Origin of the sequence: Mucilaginibacter terrigena, from assembly GCF_004168255.1 — a bacterium.
GTDB classification, from domain to species: domain Bacteria; phylum Bacteroidota; class Bacteroidia; order Sphingobacteriales; family Sphingobacteriaceae; genus Mucilaginibacter; species Mucilaginibacter terrigena.
Map to the genome: position 1 here is coordinate 13,152 of NZ_SEWG01000009.1, position 17,790 is coordinate 30,941.

General features: G+C 44.8%; 13 protein-coding genes. All 13 read right to left on the reverse strand.

The window, feature by feature from the left end; genetic code table 11:
* Positions 1-6: 6 nt before the first annotated feature.
* The 13 genes from EWM62_RS17720 to EWM62_RS17780 all read right to left on the reverse strand — a co-directional run bounded on the left by EWM62_RS17720 (position 7) and on the right by EWM62_RS17780 (position 17,686).
* A complete protein-coding gene (locus EWM62_RS17720) occupies positions 7-1,218 on the reverse strand; it encodes a glycoside hydrolase family 88 protein (RefSeq protein ID WP_203235080.1) in 1,212 nt (403 codons plus the stop codon).
* 6 nt (positions 1,219-1,224) lie between these two features.
* Positions 1,225-2,691 (reverse strand): phytoene desaturase family protein, encoded by a 1,467-nt coding sequence (locus EWM62_RS17725; protein ID WP_129878014.1) that lies wholly within the window; start codon positions 2,689-2,691, stop codon positions 1,225-1,227.
* Positions 2,692-2,824: 133 nt separating this feature from the next.
* Positions 2,825-6,982: a hybrid sensor histidine kinase/response regulator gene (locus tag EWM62_RS17730; RefSeq protein WP_129878015.1), complete on the reverse strand. Its 4,158-nt coding sequence runs from the start codon at positions 6,980-6,982 to the stop codon at positions 2,825-2,827.
* A 181-nt stretch (positions 6,983-7,163) separates the two neighbouring features.
* Entirely contained in the window at positions 7,164-7,928 is a 765-nt protein-coding gene (locus EWM62_RS17735; RefSeq protein WP_129878016.1) for a 3-keto-disaccharide hydrolase, read from the reverse strand.
* Positions 7,929-7,950: 22 nt separating this feature from the next.
* Entirely contained in the window at positions 7,951-8,826 is an 876-nt protein-coding gene (locus tag EWM62_RS17740) for a sugar phosphate isomerase/epimerase family protein (RefSeq protein ID WP_129878017.1), read from the reverse strand.
* A 58-nt stretch (positions 8,827-8,884) separates the two neighbouring features.
* A complete protein-coding gene (locus tag EWM62_RS17745) occupies positions 8,885-9,769 on the reverse strand; it encodes a hydroxypyruvate isomerase family protein (RefSeq protein ID WP_129878018.1) in 885 nt (294 codons plus the stop codon).
* A 2-nt stretch (positions 9,770-9,771) separates the two neighbouring features.
* Complete coding sequence (locus EWM62_RS17750; protein ID WP_129878019.1) at positions 9,772-11,034, reverse strand: nucleoside permease; 1,263 nt, start codon at positions 11,032-11,034, stop codon at positions 9,772-9,774.
* 36 nt (positions 11,035-11,070) lie between these two features.
* Positions 11,071-11,520 (reverse strand): c-type cytochrome, encoded by a 450-nt coding sequence (locus EWM62_RS17755; RefSeq protein ID WP_129878020.1) that lies wholly within the window; start codon positions 11,518-11,520, stop codon positions 11,071-11,073.
* Positions 11,521-11,558: 38 nt separating this feature from the next.
* Positions 11,559-12,611, reverse strand: a complete 1,053-nt coding sequence (locus tag EWM62_RS17760) for a sugar phosphate isomerase/epimerase family protein (protein WP_129878021.1) — start codon at positions 12,609-12,611, stop codon at positions 11,559-11,561.
* Positions 12,612-12,614: 3 nt separating this feature from the next.
* Complete coding sequence (locus tag EWM62_RS17765) at positions 12,615-13,784, reverse strand: Gfo/Idh/MocA family protein (protein WP_203235081.1); 1,170 nt, start codon at positions 13,782-13,784, stop codon at positions 12,615-12,617.
* Between the two features lie 152 nt (positions 13,785-13,936).
* Complete coding sequence (locus tag EWM62_RS17770) at positions 13,937-14,509, reverse strand: gluconate 2-dehydrogenase subunit 3 family protein (protein WP_129878022.1); 573 nt, start codon at positions 14,507-14,509, stop codon at positions 13,937-13,939.
* A gap of 35 nt (positions 14,510-14,544) precedes the next feature.
* A complete protein-coding gene (locus tag EWM62_RS17775) occupies positions 14,545-15,984 on the reverse strand; it encodes a Gfo/Idh/MocA family protein (protein WP_129878023.1) in 1,440 nt (479 codons plus the stop codon).
* A gap of 22 nt (positions 15,985-16,006) precedes the next feature.
* A complete protein-coding gene (locus tag EWM62_RS17780; protein ID WP_129878024.1) occupies positions 16,007-17,686 on the reverse strand; it encodes a GMC oxidoreductase in 1,680 nt (559 codons plus the stop codon).
* Between the last annotated feature and the right edge of the window lie 104 nt (positions 17,687-17,790).

Here is a 17,790-nt window from a genome sequence, read left to right on the forward strand (position 1 = left end):
AGATAATTATTTTATAGCAAATGCCTTATACCTTTTCATGGCCTCCACAAAATAGTAATCGGCATAGGTAAGCGGTACGTCTATTTCTGTCCCCGCAGGGAAATGGCCAACACTGTGTTTTAAAATAAACCCACCGTTTGTGCCTGCTTCGGCTTTGTATTGAGGTGATGACAAGGTTTTGATAATAGACTGCGCCGTGTTAAAATACCGTGCGCCATCGGCCTTATTGGTGTATTTACAAAGCTCTAATAACGCCGAAGCCATGATAGATGCGGCAGATGCATCGCGCAGGGCGTTGGGGATGTTCGCCGCGTTAAAATCCCAGTAAGGAATTTTATCGGCAGGCAGGTTGGGGTTATTCAATACAAATTCGGCTATGTTATTGGCTTGGTCAAGATATTTTTTATCCTTGGTTTCGCGGTACATAACAGTAAAGCCATACAAGCCCCAAACCTGTCCCCTTGCCCAAGCCGATTCATTGGCAAAGCCCTGGGCGGTTTTCTTTTCCTGCACAGCGCCTGTTTCGGGATTGTAATTGATGACGTGGTACGAGCTATGGTCGGCCCGGTAATGATTTTTGATGGTGGTATTGGCGTGTGTTACCGCGATCTTGTAATAGCTGGAATCGCCGCTTACTTTGGTTGCCCAGAAAAGCAATTCCAGGTTCATCATGTTATCAATGATCACCACAAAATCTGATGGCTTGGCATCCCATGATTTGATCGCACCAATCTTTGGGTTAAAGCGCGTAGATAATGATTTGGCGCTGTTCAGCAGGATCTGTTTATACTCTGCCGATGGGTTTAGCCTGTTTGCCGTACCAAAGCTGCAGTACATCATAAAACCAAGGTCGTGCGTGTGGGTGTTATATTGCTCTTTGGCCAATACGGCCAGTATGCGGTCGGCTTCGGTTAACAAGGCTTTGTCGTGGGTTTCCTGGTAAAGATCCAGTAACGTACCGGGGTAAAAACCGCTGCACCACCATCCCGAATTGCTATTTTCCTGTTTATCTGTTTCCGGGTGATAGGTTTTAGGGAACTCTCCGGGTTTTAATTTGGTTGCCAGCACTTTGTATTGAGCATCAGCATCTGCCAAATTCTTTTTAATAATAGCCAGCACGGCCGGTTGCGTGGTGAATTTATTTTTTTGCTGCGCGATACCTGGCAGGCTTATCATCAGTAATAATATGGTTGCGCAGGTAAGGTTTTTCAGGTTCATTGTTTATCAGGTTGTCTGCGATTGCTTAAGGCCATCTACAGCAATAGCAAATATATCTTTTAATGCCTTTTTAGCAGCATAATATCCGCACATGCCATGCACACCACCACCCGGCGGCGTAGAGGCCGAGCAAATGTATATGCCTTTTTCCGAAGTTTTATATGGCGAATAACGCAAGGCAGGGCGGGTAAACAGCTGCCCAAGGTCTATTACGCCGCCATTTATATCACCGCCAATATAGTTAGAGTTGTATTCCTCCATCTGCGCGGTATCCATGGTGTGTTTGGCCAGTATAACATCCCTGAAGCCCGGCGCGTATCTTTCAACCTGCTTTTCAATGGCGTCCGTCATGTTTTTGGTTGATCCGTTTGGCACATGGCAATAGGCCCAGGCGGTATGCTTGCCTATTGGGGCGCGGGTATCATCAAAAAGGCTTTGCTGCGCCAGCAATACAAAGGGTTTATCGGGGTGTTTGCCGTTCCAGGTTTGCTGTTCGGCATCACGGATCTCGTTCAGGGTATTACCAATATGCACGGTACCCGCTTTTCTGCAAGCTTCCGCAATAAAGGGGATGGGTTGGTTCAGTGCCCAATCTATCTTATAAACACCCATGCCATACCGGTAACGCTCCAACTGCCATTTGTATAGTGCCGAGAATTTATGCCCGGCTATCTGCAGCAATTGTTTTGGAGTGATGTCAAACAAAACGGCATGCGCCGATGGCAGTTGCTCTAAAGATTTGACGTAGGTATTGGTTTCTATCTTCCCGCCTATCGATGTAAAATACGACGCCAATGCATTTGCTATACTGTTCGACCCGCCTTTTGGTATAGGCCAACCCTGCAGGTGCCCGGCTGCCATCAGCACCAGTGCTATGGCCGATGTTGCCATATTGGTTATGGGCTGCATACTATGTGCCGCCATACCTGCCAATAGTGCTTTTGCCTGCTTGGTTTTAAATTTTATGGCTAACAAAGTGGCCGGTTTTATGGCATCAAGGCCAAAGCTTGCCAGCGCCAAAGGATGCTTTGGATAATGAAGAGGGCCTAAAACATCTGCATCTATCAGCGGCCAGTTTTTTGTTACCGACTGCATTAAGTGTTTATATGCCCTTTCATCCGCGCCAAGATGCTGGGCAGTTTCATCAATGCTGCGGCAAAGAAAGGCTGAATTGGCGTGTTCTAAAGGGTGGGCTGCATCTATTTCGGGGTATATGTAGCTTAAGCCGTGCTTATCCAACGGCAAGGTTTTAAAAAATGGCGATGCAGCGGCAAGGGGATGAATAGCTGAGCAGATATCGTGCTTAAAACCCGGCAAGGTTAGTTCGGCCGACCGCAGGCCGCCGCCTATTTCGCTTTTAGCTTCGAGCAGTAAAACTGATAAGCCATTCTGTTGCATCAATATGGCAGCAGCCAGCCCGTTTGGGCCGGAACCAACTACAACAGCATCAAAATCGCGCTTTTCAAGAGCCATAATTATCTTTTAAGTCCCGAATACCCAAATGCATATCTGCACTCTCCTTACCGGCCTTATCATTAATGTGTCCAAATATCAGGTATAGGGTTACCAGCAATTACGCTGCCATAAAAATACATTTATTTCACTATCAGGTAGTTTTGTTCGATTCCCATTCGGCAAGGGTATCCATCAGTTCCTGCAGTTTAAGCGGTTTGCTCAGGTAGCCGTTCATTCCCGCGGCAAGGCATTCCTCCTTATCCTCTATCATGGCATTGGCCGTCATAGCTATTATAGCGGGCTGATGTTCCATGTTCTGGCGGATAAAGCGGGTGGCTTCTAAGCCGTCCATCTCGGGCATTTGCACATCCATCAGCACCAGGCTGTATTTTTTGTTTACCATAGCGTTAATAGCTTCGTGCCCGTTCTCAACAATATCGGGCTTATACCCCATTTTGTTGAGGATATATTTGGCCAGTTTTTGGTTGATGGCGTTATCCTCGGCTATTAATATGGTTAAAGGATGGTGTTTGGCAAAATCTTCAGAAAAGGCGGCTTTTACCGGCTGCACTTCTGTTTTTTCATCACTGTTAAGCTTCAATTGCTCTATGATATGCTTGTACAATGCCTGGTGCTTGGTAGGCTTGGTTAAGGCTACGTTAAACAGGTGCGCGTTTTTTCGGCTTTGCTCGTTCCCCATGGAGGTGAGCAGTATAATTGGCACCTGGCTTTGTTCGCGTATTTTACCGGCCAGGTCTACCCCATCCAGCCCGGGCATGTTCATATCTGATATCACCAGGTCAATGATTTTGCCCTTCTCCAATTCTTCTAAAGCATCCATACCCGATTCGGCCATCACCGGGATAAAATTCCACTGTTTTAACTGTTCTTCCAATATATCGCGGTTGGTCCGGTTATCGTCCACTACCAGTATGCGTTTGTTTTGCACCTCGGCGGTATTAAGATGCACATAATTACGCTGTGCCTTTACACCCGGTTTAGCCAGTATATTAAACGAGAATGTTGTGCCCTTGCCTACTTTACTTTTCACAGCAATATCACCCCCCATCAGGTTTACCAGTTTTTCGCTGATAACCAAACCCAAGCCCGTACCGCCATACTTACGGGTTGTACTTGAATCGACCTGCGAGAACGCTTTGAACAACCTGTTTATTTTATTTGGAGGGATACCTATACCCGTATCGCGGATCTCGAACAACAGGTCGAACTGTTTATCGTTGTTGCCCTTTAATTTTACGCAGATAAATACCTCGCCCTTGGCCGTAAACTTAATGGCATTACCAACCAGGTTGATCAGGATCTGCCTTAAACGGTAAGCGTCGGCAATAATTTGCGATGGCACATTATGCTCCACCTGGTAAACCAGATCCAGGTTTGAGCGGGCGGCCTTTTCGGCAAATACATCAAGCACAGCCTCAATACAATCGCGCAGGTCAAAATCCTGCTCGTCCAGTTCCATATTACCCGATTCTATTTTAGAAAAATCCAGGATATCGTTTATCACATTCAGCAGAGTGTCACCACAGGTCCTTATGGTTTCGGTGTATTCCTGCTGTTCGCTGTTAAGTTTTGTGTTAGCCAATAAGGTAGCCATACCCATCACCCCGTTCATCGGGGTGCGAATCTCGTGGCTCATGGTAGCCAGGAATATGCTTTTTGCTTTATTGGCTTTCTCTGCGTCTTCGCGTGCTTTTTCGGCGTCCTCACGTAAAACACGTTCGTCATTAGTCATTTGGGCAAGGCGCACGGTTCGGTCTTCAACTTGTTTTTCCAGTATTGCCTTCTGCGCTTTTATAGATCGCACACGGGTGATAAATATTACATAGATAAGCACTGCCGTAAACGCCAGTGTAAGCGTTTTAAACCACCACGTTAACCAAAATGGCGGCGTGGTAACAATAGTTAGCCCCGAAGTTACCGGCGACCACACCCCTGCCGAGTTTTGGTATTTCAACTTAAAAACGTATGTACCTGCGGGTAAATTGGTGTAGGTGGCCGTGTTGCGTGCACCTACATAGTTCCATTCTTTATCAAAACCTTCCAGGATGTAAGCGTATTTCTTTTTATCGGTAGAGGTAAAATCGAGTGCGGCAAATTCCAGCGATATAACCGATTGCTTATAATTTAATGTTATCGACCTGGTATCGGCTATATCCTGCTTAAGAGGCGACGGGTCGCTTTCGTCTTTTGCAGGAGTAATGTTCCTGTTGAACAACCTGAACGCGGTAATAACCAACGGTGAAAAGCCCAGGGGCTTTAATATTTGTTTGGGCGTAAAAGCATTAAAGCCATTTACGCCGCCAAAGTACAACTTATCGTTGCTGCCTTTAAACGATGAGTGTGATTTAAACTCATTCTCCTGCAGGCCATCTTCAATGGTATAGTTTTTAAATGTACGTTTAACCGGGTCAAATGATGAAAGGCCGTTGTTTGTGCTTATCCACAGTTTGCCCCCGTCGTCTTCGCGCACCGCGTATATAATATCGCTGGGCAGGCCATCCTTTTTAGTGAACACGGTAAAATGCTTTTTGACCGGGTCGAAAAGGTTAAGCCCCGAAAAAGTGCTCAACCACAGGTTACCCTTGCTATCTTCAAAAATATCGGGGATGTTATCGTTGCTGATACTGTTTTTTTTGCTGTTAAAAACAAACCTGGTGAATTTGTTGGTTTTCCTGTCCAGCAGGTTTAAGCCACCGTCGAAAGTGCCTATCCATAGGTTATTGTTCCTGTCTTCCAATAAAGAATACACCCTGTCGCTACTCAGGCTATGATAATCATCCGGGTCGTTCTTGTAATTGGTAAATTTGCCTGTCTTTTTATCATAATGGCATAAACCGGTGTTGTATGTACCTATCCATGCGGTATGGTCTTTTGATTGTATTAGGGCGTAGATATTATTACCGCTTAAGCTATTGGGGTTATTGGGGTTATTTTTAATATTTGTAAAAACATTGGTCTTTGGGTTAAAAATACTCAATCCATCAGCCCATGTGCCTATCCAGAAATCGCCTTCATAATCTTGGGTAACGGTTAACACATAATTACCTGTAATGCTATTTTCACCGTTTTTATTTTGGGTATAATGGGTAATATTGCCTTCTTTATAATTGAATTTATTTAAGCCTCCGCCATCGGTACCTACCCATAAGTTTTTGTCTTTATCTTCATAAAGCGCCAGTACAAAATCGTTAGAAAGACTATTGGCCAGTGAGCTATGCCTGTAATGCGAAAAACTACCACTGCTGCGTTTAAATATGTTTATACCGCCACTGTATGCCCCCAGCCACATATTGCCCAGCCTGTCTTTACAAATACTGTAAAGCGTGTTGCCGTTTATACTATTCTTATCAATATCGTCGTGCTTGTATTGCAGGATGCTCCCGGTTTCGGGGTTTAGGATGCAAAGGCCGCCATTATCGCTGCCTATCCATATATTTCCGTTATCATCGGCATTTAAACAATATATGTTATTACTGCTGATCGAGTTTTTCGCGGTTTCGTTATACTGATAACGGATAAAGGAATTGCTTTTAGGATCGAACAGGTTAAGCCCTGCATCCTGCGTGCCAACCCACAGGCGATGCTTTTGATCTTCGAAAATACAGCTGATGTTGTTGCTGGATATGCTTTTGGGGTTTTGCAGCTCGTACTGAAATTTTTTGAATGTACCGGTCTTTTTATCTAAAAGTTGAAGGCCGCCGGTAAAGGTGCCCGCCCAGATGTTTGTGGCGGCATCCATATAAACAAAACTCACGTTATTATCGCTGATGCTGCCCGGATCGTTGCCATTACGCTTGTAGTGCTTTACCGTATTATTATGGGTATCCATGTAATCGAGCCCGCCCTGGCCCGAGATCCAGAGATTGCCCTTTTCGTCTACCGCCAGTTTGTTCAGGATGTTATTAGAGATACTGTTGGTGTTTTTATCATCGTGCTTGTATTGCACAACACGGCCGGTTTTACGCTCAATCTTATTAAGGCCAATAATAGTGGCCACCCAAATGTTACCTTCCTTATCCTCGGCCATATCGGCCACCATGCTGCTGCTTAGCGACTGAGGGTCCTGCGAATCGTGCCGGTAGGATACAAAGCTGTAACCGTCGTACTTGTTAAGGCCATCGCGTGTACCTATCCACATAAAGCCGCGGCTATCCTGTATAATGGTAGCAACGTTAATTTGCGACAAACCTTCGGCGGTACCAATGTGCTCAAATTTTAAACTTTGGTTTTGGCTAAAGCCACTCAAAGCATAAAGCATCAAAATAGATAATATAAAATGCTTATACATTTAAATACCCCGGGTTGCTAATAGTTTAAATTTGAACAGGCGTAGTTGGTTTACAATTGCTTATACGCAGGCCAATTATAATTAGTTCAAAATATACAAAAAAGAAACAATACCGAAACTTTCATAAAACAAAAAAAGCTTACCAGAACGGCAAGCTTTTTTATTAAAAGTTTTAAATGTATTACAACTCCCTAACCCAGATATTACGGAAGCTTAGAGGCTCGCTCTTATCGCCATGTGCCTGTAATTTAATAGGTGCAGGGCCATGTGCTTTCCTGTAAGCCGGGGTACCTATGTATTGCGTAGGGCCCATAAGCTCGGTGTTATTCTGTACCAATACACCGTTAAATAAAACGGTTACGCGTGCCGGGGTTTTCACTTTATCGCCGTCGAAAGTTGGGGCGGTCCAGATCACATCATAAGTGTTCCAAACACCCGGTGGCTTGGTTGGGTTGGCTAATGGTATAAATTGCTTGTAGATGCTACCGGCCATACCGTTTACATAAGTTTTATTGTTGTACGAATCTAATACCTGCAGCTCGTACCCGTCGTCACCTTTACCTATCGATGCCAGGAACACGCCGCTGTTACCGCGGCCCTGGCCTGTACCTGTAATGTTTGCAGGCACTTTCCACTCGATGTGTAACTGGTAGCTGCCAAATGATTTTTTTGTTTCGATATTACCTGCTGATTTGTTAACAGTTAAAACATCGCCATTCACGTTCCATTTGGCATCGCCGCCGCTTGCAACGTCTTTCCATTGGCTAAGGCCTGTTTTACCGTCAAACAACACAACTGCATCTGATGGTGCTTCGCTTGCTGTTTTACCTGCCGTTACCACATTAGGTACGGGTTCCCATTTTTCGGTCTCCTCGGGTTTGGTTTGTGCATTTGCCATAAAGGCTCCTCCTGTAAGCAATGCGGTTAATATTATCCTGTATTTCATTTATTTATAATTTGTAATTGGCTTATATGTACAATTTATTTTTAAGGTAGGCGCTGCTCTGCGCTATGCTTTTATATGGGTCGATATTGGTGAAGTTTTCCTGCTCAACAAGGTAGTGCTTAATACCTGCAAGCTTTGCTTTGCCTAATATGGTTTTAAAGTCGATAGTGCCGGTGCCTATTTCGGTATTCAGTTCGTGATTTTTCTTATCCATATCTTTAATATGCACCATGGCAAAACGGCCCGGGTGTTTTTTAAAGATCTCTATAGGATCATGACCTGCGCGAACTACCCAGTAAATGTCCATTTCCATGGCTACTAAAGATGGATCGGTTTTAGCAAGGATGGTATCGTAAAAGGTAGTACCCTCTACTTTTTCCCACTCAAAATTGTGGTTATGGTAGCCTAATTTTAAACCTTCTTTTTTACAAACGGCTGCAGCTTTGTTCATCTTGTCGGCTATCGAATTAAAATCGGCAGCGGTTTTAATAAAGTCGTGGTTTAAAGATGGGATAACGATGTAAGTTTGGCCGGTTGCATGGGCAGCTTTGATGTAGGCATTGAACATATCCATTTTGCCCGAGCCAAAAAACTCGTCCATGCCGTAGTGCCCGCTTGGTGTTTTTAAGCCATTAGCTTTTAATACGGCGCTAAACTCTTTCGCGCTTAGTCCCCAAAAACCGGTTTCGGCCGAATAGCCAAAGGTTTCTACCTCTTTGTAACCTGCTTTAGCAATTTTGGCAATTACGCCTTTAGGATCTTTAGGCAGTTGATCGCGTAAGCTGTATAATTGTATACCTATGCCATTAAGGCTTTTTGCCGATAGTAAAGATGGTGCAAGCACCATACCTGCCGACGCTATGCCCGCCTGTGCTAAAAATGTTCTTCTGCTTGTCATTGTATTTTATATTGGTTGATGTAAATGTTGTGTATAGACCGTAAGCTGGCCTAATGGTTTAAACATCGCAAATATGTACCGCCTTGCGTAAGGATGCTATCTTGTCTTTTTGTTTCGGGATAAACTCCTGCGCTACAAAGCCTTTATGGCCCACCTCTAAAACAGCGCGCATGATGGCAGGATAATAAAGCTCCTGCGTTTCGTCAATCTCATTACGGCCGGGTACCCCACCTGTATGATAATGGGCTATATACTGGTGATGTTCGCGGATGTTACGGATCACGTCGCCTTCGTCTATTTGCATGTGGTAGATATCGTAAAGCAATTTAAAGTTTTCTGATCCCAGCCTTTTGCAAAGTTCGGCACCCCAGGCGGTATGGTCGCACTGGTAATCTTTATGGTCTATTTTGCTGTTAAGCAGTTCCATTACCAAAACAACGTTATGTTGCTCGGCCAGTTTTACCATGGGCTTTAAACCTTCCACGCAGTTTTTCCAGCCTTCTTCATCGGTTTTGCCTCGGCGGCTCCCGCTAAAGCAAATCAGGTTTTTATATCCTGCTGCTGCTACTTTCGGGATCATCGCGGTGTACTGCTTGTGTAGTTGTGCATGATACTGTGTATCGCCAAAGCCATCCGTCAAATTAATTTCAGCGCCGTTACACATGGATGAGAACAGGCCGTGCTTTTTTAGCGTAGGCCAGTCTTCGGGACCTACCAGGTCAATACCTTTTATGCCAATGTCTTTGGCTGCTACACAAAGCTGTTCTACCGAAATATCGCCATAGCACCAGCGGCAAACCGCATGGTTAATGTTTCCTTTTAATTTCTCGTCCATGCCATCTGTTTCCTGCGACTTAAAAGACGACAGCATGCCAGCCGCGCCTATTGCCGCAGAACCTGCAAGCAAACTCTTTATTGCCGATCTTCTGTTTGTACCTGCCATGGTTATACTTCTACCCTGCCTGCACCCGGTTCTTCAATATCTAACCCTGGCTTGGTTTGAATTTGATTAGTATCTTTGAAAGCTAAAAGGAAAACTATCAATACTACAGCTGCGATAGCTGCGGGTATCAACCATATTGTTTGCCAATTGTGCGTAGTGGCCGATACTTTGTAAGTATCAACAATTTTCCCGGCCATAATTGAACCAATAAGCATACCCACACCATAAGTAGCCAATGTAATGAAACCTTGCGCAGCGCTTTTAAACTTCTCGCCTGCAAGATTATCTGTATAGATCTGCCCGGTTACAAAGAAGAAATCGTAGCAGATACCGTGTAATACAATACCGCCAATTAACATCCAGTAATTGCTTCCTGCATCACCATACGCAAATAAAACGTAACGTATAGCCCAGGCTACCATACCAATTGCCAACATCTTTTTAACACCAAGGCGTACAAAAAACAATGGGATCAGTATCATAAATAAGGTTTCGGACACCTGACCAAGTGACTGCGTAACGGTGGTGGCCTTCATCCCTACTTCTGCAAAGAATGGGTTTGCAAAGCCGTAATAGAAAGCTAATGGAATACATATAGCAACTGAAGCTAAAAAGAAAATCAAATACGATCTATTTTTAAGCAACCCGATAGCATCAAGGCCAATAATCTCCCTGAATGACACTTTTTGGCCGGATTTAGCAGGCGGGGTTGCTGGCAGTGTAAAGCTGAATAAACCTAATGCAAGCGAAGCAAACCCTGCTAATTTAAAAGTGTTTACCAATGCCGCTTCGTTTCCTTGCTTATCCCAGTTTAGGTAACTGATAACAATACCTGCTACTATCCACCCAATAGTACCTAACACGCGTATTGGTGCAAATTCTTTACTTGGGTTTGTCATCTGCCTGAATGCTACAGAATTAACTAAAGCTAATGTTGGCATATATAATACCATATAAACTAATATTACAGGGAAAAAGGCGCTAAAATTAGTTAAAGTGGTTATATACAACAGCAAACCACCGCCAATTAAATGAAGGATACCCAAAACCTTTTGGGCTGAAAAAAACCTGTCGGCTATCAATCCAATAATAAAGGGAGCAATAATAGCACCCCATGATTGTGATGCGTATGCGTTACCATTTTCTACACCGGTTGCCTTTAATGATGTTTGCAGGTACGTCCCCATCGTTACAAACCATGCACCCCAGATGAAAAACTCCAGGAACATCATGGTAGATAACTTAACACGTGTTGTTGCGGTCATAATTGTTTTAGTTTAAATTGGTTAGGTTGGTTGGTTTTATTCTTTTACTGATAAAATATATTTCACCATTTCCTTTGCATCGGCAACAGCCAAATCAGGGTGCGCGGTCATTGGCACGGTTCCCCAGTTACCGCTGCCGCCTTTAATTACTTTATCAGCCAGCATATCAATGTCCGAATCTTTATATTTTTTTGCTATCTCTGTTAATGCAGGGCCTATAACCTTGCTGCTTGCGTTATGGCATGTGTTACAATCGCTGTTTGCCATTAGGGCCTCGCCTTTGTTGTCTGGCGTACCGGCAGCTTTTGTAGTGCCAATATTATTAACTGCTGTATCCTGCGCCGCGTCGCTTTGGTGCGCCGCTGCGGCCTGGTCTGTTGCTGCAGCACTATCTGCTTCACTGCCACCCGGAGGGTTTGATTTATTGGCCCCGCCGCAAGCTGCAAGTGCTAAACTTATACCTAATATTACAAATATCTTTTTCATAGTGTTGTTATTTTTAGAGAATTGTTATTTCGTTATTACTATAATCCGATTAGCGACCTGTTAAATTCATCATCGCTGCCCGATGCTGCAAAATCATCAAAAGCGCGTTCGGTAACCCTGATGATGTGGTCTTTTATAAACTGCGCGCCTTCGCGTGCGCCATCTTCGGGGTGTTTTAAAGCACACTCCCACTCCAGCACTGCCCAGCCCTTGTAATCGTACTGGGTAAGTTTGCTAAAAATGGCCTTAAAATCCACCTGCCCGTCGCCCAGCGAACGGAAACGCCCGGCACGGTCAATCCAGTCGGCATAGCCACCGTAAACACCCTGCCTGCCGGTAGGGTTAAATTCCGCATCTTTTACGTGGAACATTTTTATACGTTCGTGGTAAATATCAATGTATTCCAGGTAATCCATTGCCTGCAATACAAAGTGGGATGGATCATATAACAAGCAAGCGCGCTTATGGTTGTTTACTTTGCTTAAAAACCTTTCGTAGCTAACGCCGTCGTGCAAGTCTTCGCCGGGGTGTACCTCGTAGCAAAGGTCGATGCCGTTCTCGTCAAATACATTCAGGATAGGCTCCCAGCGTTTGGCCAATTCGTCAAAAGCCGCATCCACCAAACCAGCCGGGCGCTGCGGCCATGGGTAAACCATATGCCAGATAAGCGCGCCGCTAAACGTAACATGCGCATTAAGCCCCAGGTTTTTTGATGCTTTAGCAGCAGCATTTAATTGCGATACTGCCCATTTTTGCCTTTCGGCAGGATTGCCTTTTACCTTATCCGGCGCAAAAGCGTCGAATAAGCTATCGTAAGCGGGGTTTACAGCTACTAACTGGCCCTGTAAGTGTGTGGAAAGTTCGGTTATTTCTAAGCCGGCCTCGTTTACAATACCTTTTATTTCGTCGGCATAGGTTTTACTATCCGCTGCTTTTTGCAGGTCGATAAAACGCAGATCGTTGGTTGGCAACTGCACGCCTTTATAACCCAAACCTGCTGCCCATTGGCAAATCGACTTCAGATCGTTAAAGGGTGCTGTGTCACCAATAAACTGGGCTAAAAATATGGCCGGTCCTTTAATGGTAGTCATGCGTTAGATGGTATATTTTGTCCATTTCTCGTTACTCTCGTTTGAGGCAACCACATTATTTATAAAAGCCATACCCCTTATCCCGTCTTCGATGGAAGGGAAATCGAGCCATTCTTTTTTCGGTTCTTCACCGGCAATTTTTGCGCTGAGTGTTAAGGCGAAATTACGGTACAGGTTGCCAAATGCTTCCAGGTAGCCTTCGGGGTGGCCGCCCGGTGTGCGACAGTTGTGGGTAGCATAGCTGGATAACCTGTCGGTGTATCCGCTGCCTGCCCTTAATATCTCGGCGGGTTTGTCCAGCCATTTAACGGTAAGTGTATTTGGCTCCATTTGTGCCCATTCCAGGCTGCCGTTTTCGCCATATACACGTATTTTAAGCGCGTTCTCTTCGCCTGCTGCAACCTGCGATGCTATTAATGTACCGGTTGCTCCTTCTTCAAAACGAAGCAATACCGCACCGTCATCATCAAGCATGCGGCCATCAACAACAATGTTTAATGACGCGTTAAGTTCGGTTATTTTTAAGCCCGAGATATATTCGGCAAGGTGGGCGGCATGGGTGCCAATATCGCCCATGCAACCGCTCTTACCCGATTTTGACGGGTCGGTGCGCCAGGATGCCTGTGCATTGCCTTCACGCTCCGACAGGCGGCTTAACCAACCTTGTATATATTCAACGTAGATCTTTCTTACTTTACCAAGCTTTCCGCTTTTAATAAGCTGCTTAGCCTCTTTTACCATCGGGTAACCTGCGTAAGTGTGTGTAAGCAGCAGCATCAGCCCCGTTTCTTTTACTTTTTGTTTCAGCTTTTGGGCCTCTTCCAGTGTAAAAGTGATGGGTTTTTCAATCACCACGTTAAAGCCATTCTCTAAAGCCTGCATTGCCGGGGCAAAGTGGGCAAAGTTTGGCGTAACAATGGTTACAAAATCCATGCGTTCGTTAGCCGGTTTTTGCACCTCGGCTTTGAACATTTCATCATAAGTGTTGTAAATCCTGTCCTGATCAAGGAATAGCATACGCCCGCTTTCCTGTGCAATATCCGCATGCATGCTCAGGGCACCGCATACCAGTTCAATCTGGCCGTCCATGTTAGCCGCGATACGGTGGATAGCCCCAATAAAGGCATCCTTACCTCCGCCAATCATGCCCATGCGCAATTTTCTGTTACTCATATTATGTAAGCCCCCTCTAAATCTCCCCCGTCGGGGGAGACTTCTTAAATTATAGATATTTGTAAATATATTAAAATGAGTTTCCCTTACCAGGAAACTCATTTTAATAAAATTAAAGCCCTTCCGCTTACCAGCGGAGGGTTGGATTTTGCTTAAGAAAGCGCCCAGGCCCTGTCGCCCTTTTTATAAGGGTAGTTACCATCGTATTTGCCCGGTACCGGTAAATAACGTAACGCCTTGGTAGCGCCAACTTCTGATGTGAAGAAACCCAGCAGAGTTAATTGCTTGATCATTGAGAAATAATGATTAGGATCTTCGGGCTTTTTAGATTTTGAATATTCTTTCGCTTCTTTATCCAAATCTGTAAGCAATTCAGTCCTTTGTTTGGCATCGGCCTCTAAAAAGGGTTTTTTGAATTTTTTGTTGCTTGCCTCATCCAGTTGAGATAATCCCTTTTTGAAGATCTTCTGATCATCTTCGGTATAACAATCTCTAACCATTATTGCCATAAAGCCGCCAACGTTTGCTGCTTTTGCACCAGGGGTTGCTGTTTCGGGCAGTATAGTTTCGCCTACCTCGTTTAAAAAGGCTGTGGTATCTTTAGCAAACAGGTCATCGGTATTTACCTTACTGCCTGATTTACAGCCCGACATGAAAAGCTCGGCACCTATTACCGTACTTCCCAGTATCAAACCTACTCTGCTTATCGCGTCTCTTCTATTCATTTTATTGTTGAATTAGTGATTTACTGATTTAGTGATTACGCCTTTAGTTCAAAACCTGCCGGGTATTGGCGTTTAACGTACTGGTTAACCGCATCAAAGTTGGTAACCTTCATGGCCTGGTTATCCCATGTATATTTAAATGCGCCGCCTTTTAGGTCATGGCCGCGTACAGCAAGGTTTGCCATTAGCAATGCCTCGGTAAGCGGGCCGGCAACTTCAAACGGCGAGCTTACTTCCATTTTACCATATCCTGCTAAACATGCTTCAACCCATTGCGCGTAGTGGCCATTAGCCCCACCCGCAACACGTTTATATTTTTGCGGTGCGTTAGCATCTTTGGTACGCTCTTTTGGTAACAAGGTAGCAGCATCAGAATAGGTGCTGGCGTACATTTTACCTTTCGAACCGATGAATAAGGTACCGTTACCTTCTTCGCCACCCCATTTTTCATTAGGGCCAAGTTCATCCGGTCTTTCGGGCTGTATACCGCCATCCATCCAGTGAAGGGTTACATCACCTTTTGTTTTGTTGGTTTTAGGGAACGTTAAGGTAATGTGGCTTGACGGAGGGCAGCTTTCAGGGAAGTTACCTTTCCTGAACGAATCAACATATACGCTGCCTACGCTGGCCTGTACATCTTTAACATACTGAAGGCCTAACACACGGAAAGGAGCTTCAACAAGGTGGCAGCCCATATCGCCTAATGCACCGGTGCCGTAATCCCACCAGCCGCGCCAGTTAAACGGAACAAGTTTTTCAACGTAATCCTTTTTAGGGGCCGTGCCCAACCATAAGTCCCAGTCAAGTTCTTTAGGGATATTGGTGCTCGGATCAGGCCATTTAATGCCCTGCGGCCATACCGGGCGGTTAGTCCAGCAGTAAATAGTATCTACATCGCCTATAAGGCCTGCATCATACCATTCGGCCATTAAACGGGTACCATCATTTGATGCACCCTGGTTACCCATTTGTGTAACTACTTTATATTTTTTGGCAGCATCTGTTAACAAACGTGCTTCCCAAATATCATGTGTAAGTGGTTTTTGCACGTAAACGTGTTTACCCATTTGCATGGCATGGTAGGCAATTATAGCGTGGTTATGATCGGGCGTTGAAACGGATACGGCATCAAAGTTCTTATGTTCCTTATCATACATTTCGCGCCAATCCTTATAATACTTGGCTTTAGGGAACGAAGCCCTTGATTTTGCTGCCTGGCGGTCGTCAACATCGCACAGGAAAGCAATGTTAGCTTTACCGCTTTTGGCAAAGTTTGCAATATCGCTTTCGCCTTTACCGCCCGCGCCTACACCGGCAACATTAAGCATATCGCTTGGTGCTGTATAGCCGGTACCACCTAATACAAAGCGTGGTACTATCATAAAGCCTGCAGCCGCCAATGCGCCTGACTTAATAAAATCCCGTCTGGACGGGTTTGAACTTTCGTTCGTTGTGGTTTCTTTGTCTTCAGTCATTGTTAGTCGAATTTCAATACTGTTAAATATTACCTTTTTTAAGTTCCTCAACAGCGAAATTCGCTGCACGCGCAGTAAGCGCCATATAAGTTAACGATGGGTTTTGGCAAGCTGCCGATGCCATAGCGGCACCATCTGTAACAAATACGTTTTTGGCATCCCAAACCTGGTTATTACCATTTAATACCGATGATTTTGGATCGCGGCCCATACGTGCTGTACCCATTTCGTGGATACCGCGGCCTAATACGGGTTCTGATGTGTAAGTTTGTACATCTTTAACACCTGCGTTCTCCAGCATTTCTTTAGCGTCGTTCATCATATCGATACGCATTTTACGCTCGTTATCCTTACACTCAGCATCAATAGCCAATACCGGCAGCCCCCATTTATCTTTTTTGGTTTTATCAAGGGTGATCTTATTTTCGTGATACGGCAGGGTTTCGCCGAAACCGCCCATACCAAAGCTCCATGATCCCGGCTCTGTTAAAGCATCCTTAAAACCGCCGCCGATGTTCATTTCGGCAATGTCGCGGCTCCAGCCACTGCGGCTGCCACCACCCTGGTATCCAAACCCGCGGATGTAATCGCGCTTTTCGCCGTTTAAGTTACGGTAACGTGGTATATAAATACCGTTAGCCCTGCGGCCAAAAGTATATTTATCTTCAAAACCTTCAATACGGCCGCCTGCACCAACACCAAGGTGGTGGTCCATCAGGTTGTGGCCAAGCTGGTTGCTGCTGCTGCCTAAACCGCCTTCCCATACATCTGTAGCCGAGTTCATTAACACCCAGGCGCTGTTTAAGGCCGATGCATTAACAAAAACTATTTTAGCGTAAAATTCATATGTTTTGTTGGTTTCGGCATCCAGTACTTCAACACCTTTAGCCTTTTTAGTGTCTTTATCGTAAAGTATCCTGGTTACTATCGACCATGGGCGAACTGTTAAATTACCGGTTGCCATTGCCGCAGGTAAAGTAGCCGACTGTGTACTGAAGTAAGCGCCAAACGGACAGCCTAACCAGCATTTGTTACGGTACTGGCAGGCAGTACGGTTGTTATGCGCCACTGTGATATTGGCAGTACGGCCAATTACAAAGTGCCTTGTATCTTTGTAAAACTCCTTATAACGTTTTTGAACGTCTTTTTCTACAACGTTCATATCCATTGGCGGCATAAAATCGCCATCCGGAAGGATCGGAACACCATCTTTATTACCAGAGATACCGGCAAACCTTTCGGCGTAACCATACCATTTTTCCAGGTCTTTATAACGGATAGGCCAGTCGGTACCAATGCCGTCTTTTAAGTTAGCCTCAAAATCGGTATCGTGCCAGCGGTACGATTGCCTGCCCCACATTAACGAGCGGCCACCTACATGGTAACCCCTAAACCAATCGAAACGTTTGATCTCGGTATACGGACTTTCTTTTTCGTTGGTCCAATAATCCAAATTAGTTTCATTTAACGGATAATCACGTTTTAAAACCGGGTAATCTTCGATCATTTGTTGCGTTCGGCCGCCCCGGTGTTCAAATTCCCACGGGCCTTTGTTGGCATTAACATAATCTTTAATGTGCTCGATATTTTTACCGCGCTCTAACATGATGGTTTTTAAGCCCTTTTCGCTCAGTTCTTTAGCAGCCCAGCCGCCGGAGATACCTGAACCAATGACTATCGCGTCATAAGTGTTTGTAGACATAAAAGTATAGCGTTAAATAAATTATTTAGTAATTGGTTGTTCCGTTAAATGTATGAATAAAAATTATTTTACAAATATTTCATTGTGTTTTTTTTACACAATGT